Genomic DNA, 16,502 nt, shown 5'->3' with positions numbered 1-16,502 from the left:
TCACTCTCTCCGTAGTGCGCCGCCGAGCAGCAGCTCGACGATCATGTAGTGGAAGTCCTTGGCGGCGACCCGGCCCTCGGTCACGGCCCACGCCCCGGAGGCCATGAGCCCGTAGAGCGCCTCGGTGAGCCAGGCGGGGCTGAGGTCGATGCGGAACTCGCCGCACTCCTGGCCGCGCCGGAACAGGGCGGCCATCCGGGCGTCGAGCCGGGCCCAGCCCTCGTTCTGTCCCTCACCCTCGAACAGCTGGTTCTCGGTGTAGAGGAAGGCGAGCAGCCCGGCCACTCTTTCGAGCTCCTTCACCAGCCGGCGCAGGGCCTCCTGAGCGGTGCCCTCGTCGAGGCGGGCGGCATCGAGTGCCGCCTCGCACTCCTCGATACCGAGCGCCTCCAGCGCCCGTACGAGCGCGTCCCGCCCGGCGAACTGGCGGTGCAGCGTGGCCCGGCTGATCCCGGCCGCCTTGGCGACCTCGTCCATGGTGGCGGTGGATTTGCGGGTGAGCAGGGCGGCTGCGCTGCGCAGCACGTGGTCACGGTCGACAGCCATGAGACAACAGTACCCCACGTGAGACATGGATGTCTCATCGGGAGCGTGTGCGTCTCATCCATGTTCCATTTCGTCAGCTTTTGAGGTGCTTGAGTTTTCCGGCGGGCTCAGTGCCAGGGCAGCTGTCCGCGGTGCTCCCAGTACCTGCGCGGGTCCTCCGCGAGCGCGGCAAGGCGGGTCAGCCGGTCCTCGTCCAGGTCGACGACCGCCGCGTGCAGGTTCGAGGCGAGCTGAGCGGTGGTGGCCGCGCCGGAGAGGACGACTCCGGCCCAGGGCTGCCGCAGGATCAGCGCGAGGGCGACCGCGTCGGCGCCGAGGCCCGTCTCCTCCGCGATCGCCCGCACCGCGTCCGGCGCGTACTCGGGGGCCAGGCGGCCGTTGGCCATGCCCTCCTTGACGATCACCGTGAGCCCGGCGTCGTGCGCCTCGGCGAGGGCGGCAGCGGCCGAGGTCTCCAGGACGTTGTACGTGGACTGGACGGTACGGAAGAGAGGCTCGCCGTCGACCGTCACGGCGAGCGCGGCGCGGATGGCGTCGGCCTGGGCGGGCCCACTGGTGGAGAAACCGATCGCGAGGCCCTGGGCGGCCGCCTCGGCGAGCTCGGCGTGGAGTTCCTTGTCGGTGAGGGCCGGGCTGTCAGGGGTCACCGAGTGGATCTGGTAGAGGTCGAGCCGGTCGCCGAGCAGCGCGGCCGTCTCGGCGCGCTGCCGCTCGTAGGTGGCGAGGCTGTGGTCCTTGACCTCGTGCTTCTCGGCGTCCGTGGTCCAGCCGGCCGTGTAGGTGTAGCCCCACTTGCTGCCGATGACCACGTCGTCGACGTCCGGCCGGCTCCTCAGCCAGTCGGCGAGGAACTCCTCCGAGCGGCCGTACGAGCGGGCCGCGTCGAAGTAGCGCACACCCTGGGCGTAGGCGGCGTCGAGGAGTTCACGGGTGCGCTCGCGCAGCGTTTCGACGCCGCGATCCTCTCCGAGGTCATGGTCTCGGCCGAGGTTGATGTAACCCGGGCGGCCGACGGCGGCAAGGCCCAGGCCGATGTGGCAGGTGGGCGTCGTGGCGGTGGCGAGACGGGCGAAGGGCATCGCGGGCTCCGTTCGGTCGGCTCCGGTGCGGCTCCTGACCAACGTAACCCGCGATGACCTTCGCCTCAGAGCTCGGTTGGTGCGGCGATGTGGCGGGTGCGGGATTGTGTGGGTTGCTCGCGCAGTTCCCCGCGCCCCTTTCGGGGCGCCTCCCCTACCGCTTCTTCTTGGCCGTGGCCCATGTGTGCTGGGCCGCCACGTCCGACTTGATCTCGGCGAGCTGGACGGCGACCGCGCTGGGTGCCGTACCGCCGCGGCCGTCGCGGGAGGCGAGGGCGCCCGGGACGTTCAGGACGGAGCGCACCTCGGGGGTGAGGTGGGCGGAGATCTTCGCGAACTGCTCGTCGGTGAGGCCGTCCAGTTCCTTGCCGTCGGCCTCGGCGACCTTCACGCACTCGCCCGCGACCTCGTGCGCGACACGGAACGGCACGCCCTGCTTGACCAGCCACTCGGCGATGTCGGTGGCGAGCGAGAAACCGGCCGGGGCCAGCTCCTCCATGCGCTCGCGGTGCACGGTCAGCGTGGCCATCATGCCGGTGAAGGCCGGGAGCAGGACCTCCAGCTGGTCGATGGAGTCGAAGACGGGCTCCTTGTCCTCCTGGAGGTCGCGGTTGTACGCGAGCGGGAGCGCCTTGAGCGTCGCCATCAGGCCGGTGAGGTTGCCGATCAGACGGCCCGACTTGCCGCGCGCCAGCTCCGCGATGTCCGGGTTCTTCTTCTGCGGCATGATCGACGAGCCGGTCGAGAAGGCGTCGTGGAGGGTGACGAAGGAGAACTCCTTCGTGTTCCAGAGGATGACCTCCTCGGCGATCCGGGAGAGGTTGACGCCGATCATCGCGGTGATGAAGGCGAACTCGGCGACGAAGTCGCGGGAGGCCGTGCCGTCGATGGAGTTCGCCACCGAGCCGTGCTCGAAGCCGAGGTCCCTGGCGACCGACTCCGGGTCGAGACCGAGCGAGGAACCGGCCAGCGCGCCCGAGCCGTACGGCGACACGGCCGTGCGCTCGTCCCACTGGCGCAGCCGCTCCGCGTCCCGGGACAGGGACTGCACATGGGCGAGGACGTGATGGGCGAACAGGACCGGCTGGGCGTGCTGGAGGTGCGTACGGCCGGGCATCGCGACGTCCGGGTGGGCCTCGGCCAGGCCGATCAGCGCGTCCTGGAGCTCGGCGACGAGGCCGCCGACGGTCCGGGCGTGGTCGCGCAGATACATCCGGAAGAGGGTCGCCACCTGGTCGTTGCGCGAGCGGCCCGCGCGCAGCTTGCCGCCGAGGTCGGGGCCGAGGCGCTCCAGAAGCCCGCGTTCCAGGGCCGTGTGCACGTCCTCGTCGGCGACGGTGCCCACGAAGGAGCCGTCCACCACATCGGCTTCGAGCTGGTCGAGGCCCGCGAGCATGCGGGTCAGCTCGTCGTCGTCGAGGAGGTTCGCCTTGTGCAGCACGCGCGCGTGGGCACGCGATCCGGCGAGGTCGTACGGCGCGAGCCGCCAGTCGAAGTGGACGGACGCGGACAGCTTGGCCAGGGCCTCGGCGGGGCCGTCGGCGAAACGGCCGCCCCAGAGCCGGACGTCACCGCTGTTGCTGCTCACTTGCGTTGCTCCTCGAAGGGTTCGGATGTGCCACCGCCTCCCCACCTTTCCAGGTGAGGAGGCGGCTGTCAGGTCAGCGTGTGCGAGGCACCCGTCGGTGTTACCCGAGGTCCCGCTTGGCGGCCATCTTCGACGACAGGCTGTAGATGTCGATGAAGCCCTTGGCGGCGGCCTGGTCGAACGTGTCGCCGGTGTCGTACGTCGCCAGGTTGAAGTCGTAGAGCGAGGTGTCGGAGCGTCGGCCGGTGACGACCGCGCGGCCGCCGTGCAGGGTCATCCGGATGTCGCCGTTGACGTGCTGGTTGGCCTCGTCGATGAAGCCGTCCAGGGCGCGCTTGAGCGGGGAGAACCACTGGCCGTCGTAGACCAGCTCGCCCCAGCGCTGCTCGACCTGCCGCTTGTAGCGGGCGAGTTCACGCTCGACGGTGACGTTCTCCAGCTCCTGGTGGGCGGTGATGAGCGCGATCGCGCCCGGAGCCTCGTACACCTCGCGGGACTTGATGCCCACGAGCCGGTCCTCGACCATGTCGATCCGGCCGATGCCCTGGGCGCCGGCGCGCTCGTTGAGCTGCTGGACGGCCTGGAGCACGGTGACGGGCCGGCCGTCGATGGCGACCGGGACGCCCTCCTTGAAGGAGATGACGACCTCGTCGGCCTCGCGGGCCTCGGCCGGGTTCGAGGTGTACTCGTAGATGTCCTCGATCGGCGCGTTCCAGATGTCCTCCAGGAAGCCCGTCTCGACGGCCCGCCCGAAGACGTTCTGGTCGATGGAGTACGGGGACTTCTTGGTGGTGGCGATCGGGAGCTGCTTCTCCTCGCAGAAGGCGATCGCCTTGTCGCGGGTCATCGCGTAGTCACGGACCGGGGCGATGCACTTGAGGTCGGGGGCGAGAGCCACGATGCCGGCCTCGAACCGCACCTGGTCGTTGCCCTTGCCGGTGCAGCCGTGGGCGACGGTGGAGGCGCCGTGCTTCTGGGCGGCGGCGACGAGGTGCTTGACGATCGTCGGCCGGGAGAGGGCGGAGACCAGCGGGTAGCGGTCCATGTAGAGGGCGTTGGCCTTGATCGCCGGGAGGCAGTACTCCTCGGCGAACTCGTCCTTGGCGTCCGCGACCTCGGCCTCGACGGCACCGCAGGCGAGCGCGCGCTTGCGGATGACGTCCAGGTCCTCGCCGCCCTGGCCGACGTCGACCGCGACGGCGATGACCTCGGCGCCCGTCTCCTCGGCGATCCAGCCGATGGCGACGGAGGTGTCCAGACCGCCTGAGTAGGCGAGTACGACGCGCTCGGTCACGGGATTCTCCTCACAGTGCATTCGCTGACATGCATGAGTATGCAGGAGTCTGCATGGTTCGTCAATCTCCGTTCACTCCAAAGGGGGACTCGGACGGCCCGCACGGTCCGCACGGCCCGCACGGCCCGCACGGCCCGCACGGCCCGGACGGCCCTCACGAACACCGCAACGAAATCTTCGAGAGGCGCTTGAACGATGGAACGCGCTTTCTCGTACCTCTCCCCGAACGCAGGCGCCGCGTTTTTGTAAACCGAGGTTTTTGCAGGCCGACGGACCGCCCGGACGACCACCGGACGGTCCCCCATCCCCGACCCGAGTGAGGCTTCCGCATGTCCAGGGCCCTTCCGAAGTACAACAAGCGCCGCGTCCTGATGATCGGCGGCACCGCCGCGGTCGTACTGTCCGGAGCCGTGATCGCCGGCAACGCCTTGGCCGGGGAGACGTCCAAGAGCAGCACGAACGCCACGACCAAGGCCGCGACCTCCCCGGGCACCGTGAACTGCCCGGCCGTCGCGCCGAGCCTGCCCGCGATCCCCGCCTCCGCGCAGGCCGAGGTCACCCGCAACCTGACACTCCTGGACACCCAGATCGCCGAGGCCAACAAGCGACTCGTCGACACGGTCGGCCAGGGTGGGGCCAACTTCGTCCAGAACGCGATCCTCGGCCCCCTCAAGGACAAGCGGGTGGCGACGATCAACCGCATCGCCACCGCCATCGGCCGCACCGCGGCCAAGCCGACGGGGCTCGACTCGCTCGCTCCCTGCACCCTCAACGCGAACGGCGTGAACACCGGCGGCGCCGCGGCCACCGCCGCCCCGAGCGCGACGGCCACCGAGCAGGCCGGCGACACGGGGAACACCGGGAACACGGGCGATACCGGCAGCACCACGGCCGTCGGCACCATCAGCTGCCCGGACGTCGCGTCGCAGCTGCCCGCGATCCCCGCCTCCGCCCAGGCCGAGGTCACCCGCAACCTGACGCTCCTGGACACCCAGATCGCCGAGGCCAACAAGCGACTCGTCGACACGGTCGGCCAGGGTGGGGCCAACTTCGTCCAGAACGCGATCCTCGGCCCCCTCGCGGACAAGCGGAAGTCGACCATCGACCGCATCGCCATCTCCATCGGCCGCACCGCGGCCAAGCCGACGGGCCTGGACGCCCTCGCGACCTGCACGCTCAACAAGTGACGGATCGGTGAGTGCCGGACCCGTGGCCGCCCTGTCCACCGACCGGGCCGCCACGGGTCCGTCCAGTGCTCCACCCCTTCGCATGCACGACCGCTTCACCGCACCAGTCGCCGATTCACCGCACCGGTTCCTGATTTTCCTTAGACAGGCGAAAGATCTTCCCCGATAATCGGTGGACATGGGAAAGACCTACGAGCGCATCGACGGCAGGCTGCGGACGTTCATCGAGACGCAGCCGATCTTCTTCACCGCGACCGCGCCCCTGTCCGGGGACGGCACGGTCAACCTCTCCCCCAAGGGCCTCGCCGGTTCGTTCGCCGTCCTGGACGAGCGGACCATGGCGTACCTGGACTTCGCGGGCAGCAACGCGGAGACGATCGCGCACCTGCGGGAGAACGGCCGGATCACCCTCATGTGGTGCGCCTTCCAGGGCCCGCCCAACATCGTCCGGGTGCACGGCCGCGGGGAGCCCGTCTTCCGCGACGACCCCCGCTTCAAGGAACTGCTCACGCACTTCCCCGGCATCGACCCGACCCCGCACGGCCTGCGCGCGATCATCGTGGTCACGGCCGAACTGGTCCGCGACAGCTGCGGCTACGCGGTGCCCTTCATGTCGTACGACGAGGACCGCGACCTGCACGCCAAGCGCTTCGCGCGCGAGGACGACGCCTCGCTGAGCGAGTACTTCACCAAGAAGGACCACGTGGCGACGAGCCTGGACGGCCTGCCCGGGCTGCCGCTCCCACTGCCGCCCAGTACGGTCTGAGCCATGCGCCTCGGAGCCGTCGCCCTCGCGTCCGTGTCCCTGCTCGTCCTGGCCCCGGGCGGTCCGCCGTCCCTCCCCGACCGGATGGCCGACACGGGTGGCGGCAGCCAGCTGATCACCGCTCAGGCGCCCCGCGCGGACTCGACGTCGGGCACGCTCACCTGGTGGGACCGGCGCGACGGCCGCTGGGTGAAGGCCGGTTCGGCGGCGGCGCGCTTCGGGACTAAGGGGCTGGTCGAGGGGGGCTCCCGCAGACAGGGGTCGAGCACGACACCCGCCGGTCTGTACGGCCTGCCGTTCGCCTTCGGGATCAAGGCCGCGCCCGCCGGGACCACCGCCCCGTACCGCCGGGTGCGGCAGGACTCCTGGTGGTGCCAGGACAACGACTCCCGTGCGTACAACCGGTGGACCGAGCCCCGCCCCGCCGACTGCCGTGCCGCCGAGTCCGAGCACCTGATCGCGTACGAGACGCAGTACGCACACGCCCTCGTCGTGGGCTTCAACTACGAGCGGCCCGTGCGGGGCCGGGGCGCGGGAATCTTCCTGCACGTCGACGGGCGGGCGGCGACCGGTGGTTGTGTGTCGGTGCCGGCGGACGCGATGCGGCGGATCCTGCGGTGGGCGGATCCGGCGCGGCAGCCGCACATCGCGATCGGGACCGAGGGCGGGGCAACCGCCCTCACCCGCTACTGACGACCGCCGTTCCCCCACCGCGCTGACGGTGTCCGGTGCCATCACGTTCACCTGCTGGTGGGAGGGGAACATGGGACAGGCGCGCAGGGCCCTGCTGATCGGAATCGGGCACGCGCCCGCCACGGCCGGGCTGCTGGAACCGCTCGACGAGGTGGTCGAGGCCGATCTGCGGCTGATGGGTTCGGCCCTGGACGCGGCCGGCTACGAGGTCGAGATCCTGCACAACGTCGGCCTGAGCCGGATCAGGCCCAAGATCTACGAGGTCGCCAGCGATGTCCCCGCCGGCGGCACACTCCTGCTGTACTTCAGCGGCCATGGCGTCCGGGTGGGCCGTGCGGACTACCTCGTGCCCGCCGACGCGAATCCGCCACGGGACGGCGTCTGGCAGGAGCCGTACGTCGGCTCCCTGCTGCCGGCGAACATCAGTTCCCTCCTCAAGGACTGTGCGGCGGACACGGTGCTGTGGCTGGTCGACGCGTGCCGTACGGAGATGACGGGCGACACCGTCGCCTTCGGCAACACGATCGACAACGGCCCTCCGAACGGGGGATTCGCCGTGCTGACGGGCTGTTCGGCCGGACAGCGCAGCGGCTACACCCAGGAGGGGAGCTTCTTCACGCGCGGCCTGGCGGACGCTCTCGGGCCCCTGACACCGGCCCGAACGGTCGAGGACGTGTTCGCCACCGCCCGGGCCAGGACCACGGAGGCCGCCCGCCGGCACGGGCTGGTCCAGACGGCCAGGATCCGCTACGGCACCAACGCCGAGGCGCAGACCCGCGAGAAGGAGATCTGCGAAGGCCGTCCTCTCCTGGAGGCCTGGCTGGAGGCGGCTCGCGGGACATCCCTGTGGGAGCGCGTCAGACCCGAGGACCGGCGCAGCGTGCCGCGCTTCCAGGACTGCGTGAGCGTGTTCGTCGAGCGGTGCGCCCGCACCCTGCATCTCGCCCAGGAACGTCTGCCGCATCCCGACCCCTGGTCGGACGAGGCGTTTCCGGTCCGTGTGGTCCGTGAGCGGCTGCCCCTTCTGCTGCCCGAGTCGGCGACCCTCTCGGCGGTCGAGGCCCTGGTCCTCGTCGCGGCCCCGTTCCTGCGGGAGGCCGCCTGGGCCGACCGGTTGAGCCAGGCCGTCGAGATCGAGCCGTACTCCCTCGACCGGCGCCCGGGCGCCGACGCCCACCGCAGGCACTACGAACAGATCGGCGACCAGCACGCGGGCATCGTGCGGAAGGCGGCCCAGTGCCGCGCCCACGACCGGGTGCAGGACGAGGCGGCGGTCACCATGTGGCTGGTGCACCGCTGGATCGCCGACCGCTTCGAGACGGACGACGAGGCCGTGCCCACGGCACTGGCGGAGGCCCTGGTCACCTCGCTCGGTGTGGCGCGGGACAGGGTGCCCGAAGTGTCGGAGCTCCTGTGCGCGGCCGCCTCGGCCATCGGCCTCGACGCGCCGCTCGACGACCTGTCCGCCCGGCCTCCCGGCAAGGTGGTTCTGCCGGACGGCCATCAACCATGGCGGGTGCGCCCCCTCGCGGCCCTGCTCCGGCTCGCGGCCGTCCTGTCGGTGGACGTCCGGACGTTTCCCGAGGTGGTGGCCGAACATCTGGCCGTCACGGATCCCGTCCTGCCCCAACACGTCGTGGGCATCGTCCGCGGGCTGAGCTGGGAGCGAGAGGGCAACTCGCTGCACCTGGACGCGCCCTGCCCGCACCAGGCCGTCCATGCCGCCCTCGTCGAGATCGCCGACGAAGCGGACCAGCTCGCGGCGCACGTCCTCGATCTGGCCACGGACCTGCGGGAGCCGGAGGCCGCTCTGCTGGCCGCCGTACCCGCCCGGATCACCGACCGCGACGTGCGCCCCGCCAGGATCGGGAACCAGGAGCCGTACGAAGTGCCCCTGCTGCGCTTCCACCTCGCCCAGACCGAGGTCCGCGAACTGCTGATGGGCGAGCAACTGTACGGCGGCGAGCCGCACCTGGCCTTGCGCGAGCTCTACCAGAACGCCATGGACGCCTGCCGGTACCGCGCGATGCGGTGCGCCTTCCTGGAGAGCAGCGGTACGCATCCGGCGGACTGGACCGGGCAGATCGCCTTCACCCAGGGCGAGGACGAGCGTGGGCGGTTCGTCGAGTGCCGTGACAACGGCGTCGGGATGAGCGCGGAATCGCTCAAGCACACGTTCACCCGCGCCGGCAGCCGCTTCGAGCGGTCGAAGTCCTTCCGCAAGGAACAGTCCCGCTGGCTGCGCCATGATCCGAAGCTCAGGCTCTACCCCAACAGCCGTTTCGGCATCGGCGTGCTGAGTTACTTCATGCTCGCCGAGGAAATGACGATCGTCACCCGCCAGGTCAGCCCCGAGGGCATCCCGGCCGAACACGCCCTGCGCGTCGACATTCCCAGCAGCGGCAGCCTGTTCCGCATCCAGCGTCACGACGGTTCGGACGACGGCTGCGCGGAGGGCGGCACGCGCGTGCGGCTGTATCTGCGCGAGGGTCCGGCCACCGCCGGGATGTTCGACCTGACCGTCGAGGAGCCCGGCCATCGAGGAGAGCGGGACCGAAGCGCATGACTGAACCATCCGTTCCCAGCCACGACTTCACCACCGTCTACGCCGAGCAGGACGTGGGTCTGGCCGGCACGCCCTTCACCCGCAGGGCACCCGGCGACGGCGGTGGTGTCGTGGTCGAGGGCAACTGCCCCCGCTGCCACGGCAGAACGGTGACGGAATTCCGGCACGGACTGCCCGGCACCGGCACCAAGGGACTGCTGACCTGGCTCACCGGTGGGCATCCGGCGCCCCGGGCCCAGGACGACGACGCCCTGACCCTTGAGGTGCACTACTGCGAGTGCGGGCATCCCCATCCGAACCTTCCGCCGGACGCCGCCTTCATCGGCTGCGGAGCCAGTTGGCGCATCCAGGCGCTGGTCGACAGCGAGGCGCCGTGAGTGCTCAGTCCGACCGCCGCTGGGCCCAGCTCGCCCGGGAGCTGGAGTTCACCCAGCTGCCCGAACTCCGCAAGCAGGCGGAAGGGTGGCGTACGGGGCTCACGGGACTCACCGCACTGCTCGCGATCCTCGTCACGCTCAAGGGCCGTGACGACCTGGCCCAACTCCCCTCCGCCGCGCGGCACACGGCGACCGCGCTCATCGGGGCCGCCTTCCTTCTCCTCGTCATCGGTTCGGTTCTCGCCGTGCGCGCCGCCCACGGCCGCCCCGGCAGCCGCGTGCTTCTGGCGGGGCAGGCTCTGCGCGCCTGGACCGAGACGGAGACGGTCCGGGTGACCCGATCCCTTCGGTACGCCTCCGTGTGCTGTGTGTCCGGTGTCGCCCTGGTGGCGGCCGCCGTGGTGACCGCGTGGGCCACCACCGAGTCCTCGCCCGACCATCTGGTACGGGTCACGACCACCACCGGTGCGCGCTGCGGCGAGTTCCTCGGGGCCGGGCGGGACGGCGTCACGCTGAAGGAGGACGGCGGAGGCGCTCGTATCACCTTGGCCGCCCGGACGGTCATCTCGGTGACCCCCGTCTCCGGATGCGGCTCCACCGACCGGTGACCGCCGGCTGCTACTCCGGGATGCCGTGGGGCAGCCGGACCGTGAACGTCGTCGCCCCCGGCCGGCTCTCCAGCTCGACGGTGCCCTCGTGCGCCTCCACCACCGCCGCCACGATCGACAGACCGAGCCCCGCGCCACCGCCCGCGCCACCGGTCCGGCGGCGGTCGGCTCGCGTGAAGCGTTCGAAGACGCCGGGTCGGACGTCCGCGGGGACTCCCGGGCCGTCGTCCGCCACCTTCAGCACCACGTCGGCCCGCTCCCTGGTGAGGGCCACCACGACCTTGGTACCAACAGGTGTATGCAAACGAGCGTTGGCCAACAGGTTGGCCAACACCTGTTGGAGGCGGTGGGCGTCGCCGGTCACCGAGACCGGTTCCTCCGGGAGTTCCAGTGTCCAACGGTGCTCGGGGCCCGCCGCGCGGGCGTCGGCGACCGAGTCGAGGACGAGGTGGGTGAGGTCGACGGGGAGGCGTTCCAGGGGGCGGCCGGCGTCGAGTCGGGCGAGGAGCAGCAGATCGTCGACCATCTCGCCCATCCGCGCCGACTCGGCGGCGATGCGTTCGAGGGCACGGGTGACCCCGGGCGGCAGCGGGTCCGGGTGCAGCAGCGCCAGCTCGGCATGGCCGCGGACCGAGGCGACCGGGGTGCGCAGCTCATGGCTGGCGTCGGCGGCGAAGCTGCGCAGCCGTTCCTCGCTCGCGTGCCGCTTCGTCAGCGCGTCCTCGACGTGGCCGAGCATCCGTGCGAAGGCTCCGGAGACCTGGCCCACCTCGCTGCGCGGGTCGGGCTCGGGCTCGCGCGGCGGTAGCGTCACCTCACCGCTGGCGAGCGGGAGCTCGCTCACTCTCGTCGCGGTCGCGGCCACCCGGCTCAGGGGCCGCAGCGACCAGCGCACCCACAGGGCCCCGGCGACTCCGGCGACCACGAGGGCCACGCCGAAGACGCAACCGGCGACCAGTTCCAGGCGGTGCACGGCGGCCCGGACCGGCTCCATCGGCAGCCCGGTGATCAGGACGTCGCCGTCCAGGCCCCTGGCGGCCAGCACACGGTAGTCGCCGAGCGGCGACAGGCAGACGGTGCGGGCGCGGCCGTCCGTGGGGATCCGGGCCAGGGTCCGCTTGTCGGAGGTGGTCAGGGCCACGTTCAGGTCGGTGACCCCCTGGTCGGCGGGCACGACCGCCGCATTGGTGACGTCCCGGCCGACCAGCCGCGCGCCGAAGGTGCCCGTGCTCTGCCGACGGGTGTCGCCGTGCTCGTCGCCGTCGTGGTCCGACGGCTTGACGGAGCCGTGCTCCAAGCTCGCGGGGAACCGTACCCCCACGTCCTGCAACTGTTGGTCGAGGCGGCCGGTGAGGAAGCCGTCCAGTTCGTAGACCGCGGCCACCCCGACGGCGGCGCAGCTGACGGCGAGCAGCACCAGGAGCCCGGCGGTCAGGCGCGCCCGTATGGTGCGCGGGCGAGGCAGCCGGCGTACGCCCGCCCGCACCCGTGGCCACCGGCGCCCCCTCATCGCCCCGCCACCGGCTTGAGTACATACCCGGCACCCCGCACCGTGTGGATCATGGGCTCGCGGCCGGCGTCCACCTTCTTGCGCAGGTAGGAGATGTAGAGCTCCACGACGTGGGCCTGGCCGCCGAAGTCGTACGACCAGACGCGGTCGAGGATCTGCGCCTTGCTGAGCACCCGGCGCGGGTTGCGCATCAGGAAGCGCAGCAGTTCGAACTCGGTCGGCGACAACTCGATCAGTTCGCCGCCGCGGGTCACCTCGCGGGCCTCCTCGTCCATGACGAGGTCCCCGACGGTCAGGCGGGGGCCCTCGTCCAGTTGCCGGGCCATGCCCGCGCGACGCAGCAGTCCGCGCAGCCGGGCGACGACCTCCTCCAGGCTGAACGGCTTGGTCACGTAGTCGTCGCCGCCCGCCGTGATGCCCGCGATACGGTCCTCGACGGCGTCCCGCGCGGTGAGGAAGAGCACACAGACCTCGGGGCGCACGGTGTGCAGGGTGCGCAGCACGGCGAAACCGTCGGTGTCCGGGAGCATCACGTCCAGGACGACCGCGTCCGGCATCAGTTCGCGGGCCTCGGCGACGGCCGAGGCCCCGTCGCCCGCCGTCCGCACCTCCCAGCCCTCGTAGCGCAGGGCGCCCGAGAGGACCTCGGCCAGGTCGGGGTCGTCGTCGACGACGAGGACGCGTACCCGGGTGCCGTCGGGGCGGGTGAGCGCGGGCAGGCCGGTGCCTCGGGAGCGGGGAGTGTTCATCTCGTCCTCCAGGATCGCTCCTCCCGCCGGGTCGCGGCGCCCCCTCCCGCCTCTGAGTTTCCTCTGAGTCGGCGGGGACGGTCGCTCTCGGTTTCCTGTGAGTCCGCGCCGGACGTCCCTGTTCAGAGCTTCCTCAGAAGTTCCGCACGCACAGTTCCCTGGTACCGGCGGAAGGACGGAACTCATGACCACGGTGTACGAGCGGACGGCGCCGTCGCGTCCCGCAGGCGGACGCAAGCGGCCGCGCCCCTCACCCGCAGGGCCGCTGCTGGCCCTGCTCTGGGCCGGCGCCGCCGCGGTGGTCGCCCTGTGGTGGTACGACACGCGGTCGGTGGTGGGACTCGCCGGGTGGCTGACCGACGCCGGGCGGATCGCCGGGCTGCTGTGCGGCTACAGCTGCGCGGTGCTCGTGGCGCTGATGGCCCGGGTGCCCCTCCTGGAGCGGCACATCGGCTCCGACCGGGTGGCCCACTGGCACGCCGTGGCCGGCCGGTACACGGTCAGCCTGCTGGTCGCGCATGTCACGCTGATCCTCTTCGGGTACGCCGCCCAGGACGGGGCGGGCATCGTGCACGAGACGCTGAGCGTGGTGTTCGACTACCCGGACATGCTCAAGGCCACCATCGGCACGATCATCCTCTTCGCGGTCGGGATCACCTCGGCGCGCGCGGCCCGCCGTCGGATCAGCCACGAGTTCTGGTACTACGTGCACCTGCTCACGTACGTGGCCGTGTTCCTCACCTTCTTCCACCAGCTCGCGCTGGGCTCGGACTTCGTGGGCAACACCGCCGCCCAGACGGCGTGGTACGCGCTCTACCTGGGCACGGCCGCGCTGGTCGTGTGGTTCAGGCTGCTCGCCCCGGTGCGGCTCAACCTGCGGCACAGGCTGCGGGTGGAGTCCGTGCACCGCGAGGCGCCGGGCGTCTTCTCCGTCGTCGTACGCGGGGAGCGGCTGGACGCGCTGGACGCCCGGGCCGGGCAGTTCTTCCGCTGGCGGTTCCTCTCGGACGGAATGCGGTGGACCTCGACGCCGTACTCGCTGTCGGCGCCGCCGCGTCCCGACCGGATGCGGATCACCGTGAAGGCGCTCGGCGACCACAGCGCCGCCGTGGGGCTGCTGCGGCCCGGCACCCGGGTCTGGGCGGAGGGCCCGTACGGCGCGCTGACCGCCGAGCGGCGCACCGCCTCCAAGGCGCTGCTGATCGCGGGCGGCGTCGGCATCACCCCGCTGCGCGCCCTGTTCGAGTCGCTGCCCGGCGGGCCCGGCGACGTGACGCTGCTCTACCGGGCGCGCACGACCGAGGACCTCGCGCTCGGCGCCGAACTGGAAGCGATAGCGCGGTGGCGCGGGGCACGCCTCCTGTACGCGGTCAACGGCGCCGACGGGACGCGCCCGCGGTTCACCGCCGAGTCGCTGCGGGCGTCCGTGCCGGACCTGGCCGCGCACGACGTCTACCTGTGCGGGCCGCCCGCCATGGCGCGGGACCTGTACGCGGCGCTGCACGCCGCCGGGGTCCCCGACCGCCGTATCCACCACGAGTCGTTCGAACTGTGAGGTCGCCTTGCACGCCCTGAAGAAGCATCGTCCGCTGCGCCGCGTGACGCTGGCGGCCGCCACCACCGTCACCGGTGTCGTCCTCCTGCTGGCACTCAAGCCGCACACGCCGCCGATCGTGGCGCAGGCGTCGTCGTCCGCCGGACAGTCCCAGTCCCAGTCGCAGTCGCAGTCCCAGTCCCAGTCCCAGTCCCAGTCGCCCTCCCAGTCACCGTCACCCGGGAGCACGAAGAGCACCGGCACCAGGACCGTCACCGGTGACACGGTCCAGACCCGCTGGGGCCCGGTCCAGGTACGCATCACGCTGAAGAACGGCAGGATCACCGATGTGACCGCGGTCTCCTACCCTTCGGACAACCCCCGGGACCAGGAGATCAACAGCTATGCCCTTCCCCAGCTGAGGAGGGAGGCGCTGGCCGCGCAGAGCGCCTCGATCGACTCCGTCTCGGGAGCCACGTACACCAGCGACGGATACAAGCAGTCCCTCCAATCGGCACTGGACTCGGCAGGCCTCTGAACGCACGGCCGTCGCCGACCGTATCTCTGGGCCAGGGGGCCTCTCCCCTAGCCCCGTCCCCCACGGACGACCACGGAGGAACCGTGTCCACGATCGCCGGTGGCCGCGCCGCGCGGCGCCAGACCTTGCGCCGTATTCGCCCACGACGCTCCCCCGCCGTCCCACTGCTGCTCGCCGTCGGGGCGGGCGCGGCCGGGGTGATCTGGCTGTGGTGGAGCAACACCCCGTCCATCGCGGACGACAACAGCAAGATCCTCAACGCGGGCCGGATCACCGGGCTGCTCGCCGGGTATCTGATGGCGCTGGTGGTGCTGCAGATGGCCCGGGTGCCCGCCCTGGAGCGCCGGGTGGGTTCGGACCGGGTGGCGCGCTGGCACGCCATGAGCGGCCGGTACACGATCTGTCTGGTGCTGGCGCACCTCGTGCTGATCATGTGGGGCTACGCGCTGCAGGCCGGCAAGAGTTTCGGCGACATCGTCCAGCAGACCATCGACTCGGTCAACCAGCTGCCCGACATGGGCAAGGCGGCGATCGGCACCGGTCTGCTGTTCCTCATCGGTCTGCTGTCCATCGGCCCGGTGCGCCGCAGGATGGGCTACGACACCTGGTACCACATCCACCTGCTCACCTACGCCGCCGTCTTCCTGACGTTCTGGCACCAGCTGTCCACGGGCAACGAGTTCGCCGTCGAGCCGACCGCCAAGACGGTCTGGTACGGGCTGTACGGGTCGGTGACGGCCCTGGTGATCTGGTACCGCATCCTCTCGCCGATCCGGTTGAACCTGAAGCACCGGCTGCGGGTCGAGGCGGTGATCGAGGAGACCCCCGGGATCGTCTCGGTGCTGATCAGCGGGCGCAAGCTGCACCGCATGGGCGCCGAGGCCGGGCAGTTCTTCCGCTGGCGCTTCCTGGCCCCGGGCATGCGGCTCAGCTCCCACCCGTACTCGCTGTCGGCGGCGCCCCGCCCCAACATGCTCCGCATCACGGTGAAGGCGATCGGCGACCACAGCTCGGCGCTGCGCGACCTGCGGCCCGGCACCCGGGTCTGGGCCGAGGGCCCGTACGGGGCGCTGACGGCGGGCAAGCGCAGTCGCGGCAAGGTGCTGCTGGTGGCCGGCGGTGTCGGTATCACTCCGATGCGGGCGCTGTTCGAGACGCTGCCCGGCGCGGCGGGCGACCTGACGCTGCTCTACCGGGCCAACACCACCCAGGATCTTGCCCTGTGGGACGAGCTGGCGGCGATCGCCGAGGAGCGCGGGGCCCGGCTGATGTACGCGGTGAACAGCCCGGAGGGCGAGCGCCCGGACATCTCGGCCGAGACCCTGCAGCGGAAGCTGCCGGACATCGACCGCCACGACGTCTTCATGTGCGGGCCGCCCGGCTTCGCGCAGCAGGTCTACGAAGCACTGCGCGGCGCGGGGGTTCCCGCCCGCCGCATCCATCACGAGTCGTTCGAGATGTGAGCGA

Annotated in this window: 15 protein-coding genes; 9 read left to right on the top strand and 6 right to left on the bottom strand. The window is 71.3% G+C overall.

What is annotated here, in order from left to right:
* From RV986_RS41780 to RV986_RS41765, 4 genes are all read right to left on the bottom strand, one after another.
* Window positions 1-546 (bottom strand): TetR/AcrR family transcriptional regulator, encoded by a 546-nt coding sequence (locus tag RV986_RS41780; RefSeq protein WP_475922376.1) that lies wholly within the window; start codon window positions 544-546, stop codon window positions 1-3.
* Between the two features lie 107 nt (window positions 547-653).
* Window positions 654-1,625 carry an aldo/keto reductase gene (locus RV986_RS41775; RefSeq protein ID WP_475922375.1) on the bottom strand — a complete coding sequence of 324 codons (972 nt, stop codon included), beginning with the start codon at window positions 1,623-1,625 and terminating at the stop codon, window positions 654-656.
* Window positions 1,626-1,779: 154 nt separating this feature from the next.
* Window positions 1,780-3,213: an argininosuccinate lyase gene (gene argH, locus RV986_RS41770; protein WP_475922374.1), complete on the bottom strand. Its 1,434-nt coding sequence runs from the start codon at window positions 3,211-3,213 to the stop codon at window positions 1,780-1,782.
* Window positions 3,214-3,313: 100 nt separating this feature from the next.
* Window positions 3,314-4,507 (bottom strand): argininosuccinate synthase, encoded by a 1,194-nt coding sequence (locus RV986_RS41765; RefSeq protein ID WP_475922373.1) that lies wholly within the window; start codon window positions 4,505-4,507, stop codon window positions 3,314-3,316.
* A gap of 329 nt (window positions 4,508-4,836) precedes the next feature.
* Between RV986_RS41765 and RV986_RS41760 the strand changes: the two genes are divergently transcribed.
* From RV986_RS41760 to RV986_RS41735, 6 genes are all read left to right on the top strand, one after another.
* Window positions 4,837-5,694 (top strand): hypothetical protein, encoded by an 858-nt coding sequence (locus tag RV986_RS41760; RefSeq protein WP_475922372.1) that lies wholly within the window; start codon window positions 4,837-4,839, stop codon window positions 5,692-5,694.
* Window positions 5,695-5,872: 178 nt separating this feature from the next.
* Window positions 5,873-6,460 (top strand): pyridoxamine 5'-phosphate oxidase family protein, encoded by a 588-nt coding sequence (locus tag RV986_RS41755; protein WP_475922371.1) that lies wholly within the window; start codon window positions 5,873-5,875, stop codon window positions 6,458-6,460.
* Window positions 6,461-6,463: 3 nt separating this feature from the next.
* Window positions 6,464-7,153, top strand: coding sequence for a L,D-transpeptidase family protein (locus RV986_RS41750; protein ID WP_475922370.1), 690 nt, complete (start codon window positions 6,464-6,466; stop codon window positions 7,151-7,153).
* A gap of 70 nt (window positions 7,154-7,223) precedes the next feature.
* Entirely contained in the window at window positions 7,224-9,719 is a 2,496-nt protein-coding gene (locus RV986_RS41745) for an HD domain-containing protein (protein ID WP_475922369.1), read from the top strand.
* Complete coding sequence (locus RV986_RS41740; protein WP_475922368.1) at window positions 9,716-10,096, top strand: hypothetical protein; 381 nt, start codon at window positions 9,716-9,718, stop codon at window positions 10,094-10,096. Before RV986_RS41745 ends, RV986_RS41740 begins: the two co-directional genes overlap by 4 nt.
* A complete protein-coding gene (locus RV986_RS41735; protein WP_475922367.1) occupies window positions 10,093-10,704 on the top strand; it encodes a hypothetical protein in 612 nt (203 codons plus the stop codon). Before RV986_RS41740 ends, RV986_RS41735 begins: the two co-directional genes overlap by 4 nt.
* A 10-nt stretch (window positions 10,705-10,714) precedes the next feature.
* Here RV986_RS41735 and RV986_RS41730 read toward each other — a convergent pair whose 3' ends face one another.
* Together RV986_RS41730 and RV986_RS41725 are read right to left on the bottom strand one after the other, a co-directional pair.
* The gene (locus RV986_RS41730) at window positions 10,715-12,214 is read right to left on the bottom strand and encodes a sensor histidine kinase (protein WP_475922366.1); all 1,500 of its coding nucleotides are present in this window, start codon (window positions 12,212-12,214) and stop codon (window positions 10,715-10,717) included.
* Complete coding sequence (locus RV986_RS41725; RefSeq protein WP_475922365.1) at window positions 12,211-12,963, bottom strand: response regulator transcription factor; 753 nt, start codon at window positions 12,961-12,963, stop codon at window positions 12,211-12,213. The genes RV986_RS41730 and RV986_RS41725 overlap by 4 nt, the downstream gene beginning before the upstream one ends.
* A gap of 184 nt (window positions 12,964-13,147) precedes the next feature.
* Between RV986_RS41725 and RV986_RS41720 the strand changes: the two genes are divergently transcribed.
* From RV986_RS41720 to RV986_RS41710, 3 genes are all read left to right on the top strand, one after another.
* The gene (locus RV986_RS41720; protein ID WP_475922364.1) at window positions 13,148-14,518 is read left to right on the top strand and encodes a ferredoxin reductase family protein; all 1,371 of its coding nucleotides are present in this window, start codon (window positions 13,148-13,150) and stop codon (window positions 14,516-14,518) included.
* A 7-nt stretch (window positions 14,519-14,525) separates the two neighbouring features.
* A complete protein-coding gene (locus RV986_RS41715; RefSeq protein WP_475922363.1) occupies window positions 14,526-15,035 on the top strand; it encodes an FMN-binding protein in 510 nt (169 codons plus the stop codon).
* Between the two features lie 83 nt (window positions 15,036-15,118).
* Window positions 15,119-16,498 (top strand): ferredoxin reductase family protein, encoded by a 1,380-nt coding sequence (locus tag RV986_RS41710; protein ID WP_475922362.1) that lies wholly within the window; start codon window positions 15,119-15,121, stop codon window positions 16,496-16,498.
* Window positions 16,499-16,502 lie beyond the last annotated feature (4 nt).

The organism is Streptomyces sp. RLA012, from assembly GCF_056270325.1.
This window is presented reverse-complemented; position numbering and strand designations above follow the sequence as displayed.

Excerpts from the sequence above, each read along its gene's own strand:
- RV986_RS41755 (WP_475922371.1), top strand. The coding sequence starts at position 5,873 with ATGGGAAAGACCTACGAGCGCATCGACGGCAGGCTGCGGACGTTCATC.
- RV986_RS41725 (WP_475922365.1), bottom strand. The coding sequence starts at position 12,963 with ATGAACACTCCCCGCTCCCGAGGCACCGGCCTGCCCGCGCTCACCCGC.
- RV986_RS41780 (WP_475922376.1), bottom strand. The coding sequence starts at position 546 with ATGGCTGTCGACCGTGACCACGTGCTGCGCAGCGCAGCCGCCCTGCTC.
- RV986_RS41775 (WP_475922375.1), bottom strand. The coding sequence starts at position 1,625 with ATGCCCTTCGCCCGTCTCGCCACCGCCACGACGCCCACCTGCCACATC.
- RV986_RS41750 (WP_475922370.1), top strand. The coding sequence starts at position 6,464 with ATGCGCCTCGGAGCCGTCGCCCTCGCGTCCGTGTCCCTGCTCGTCCTG.
- RV986_RS41740 (WP_475922368.1), top strand. The coding sequence starts at position 9,716 with ATGACTGAACCATCCGTTCCCAGCCACGACTTCACCACCGTCTACGCC.
- RV986_RS41760 (WP_475922372.1), top strand. The coding sequence starts at position 4,837 with ATGTCCAGGGCCCTTCCGAAGTACAACAAGCGCCGCGTCCTGATGATC.
- RV986_RS41720 (WP_475922364.1), top strand. The coding sequence starts at position 13,148 with ATGACCACGGTGTACGAGCGGACGGCGCCGTCGCGTCCCGCAGGCGGA.
- RV986_RS41745 (WP_475922369.1), top strand. The coding sequence starts at position 7,224 with ATGGGACAGGCGCGCAGGGCCCTGCTGATCGGAATCGGGCACGCGCCC.
- RV986_RS41730 (WP_475922366.1), bottom strand. The coding sequence starts at position 12,214 with ATGAGGGGGCGCCGGTGGCCACGGGTGCGGGCGGGCGTACGCCGGCTG.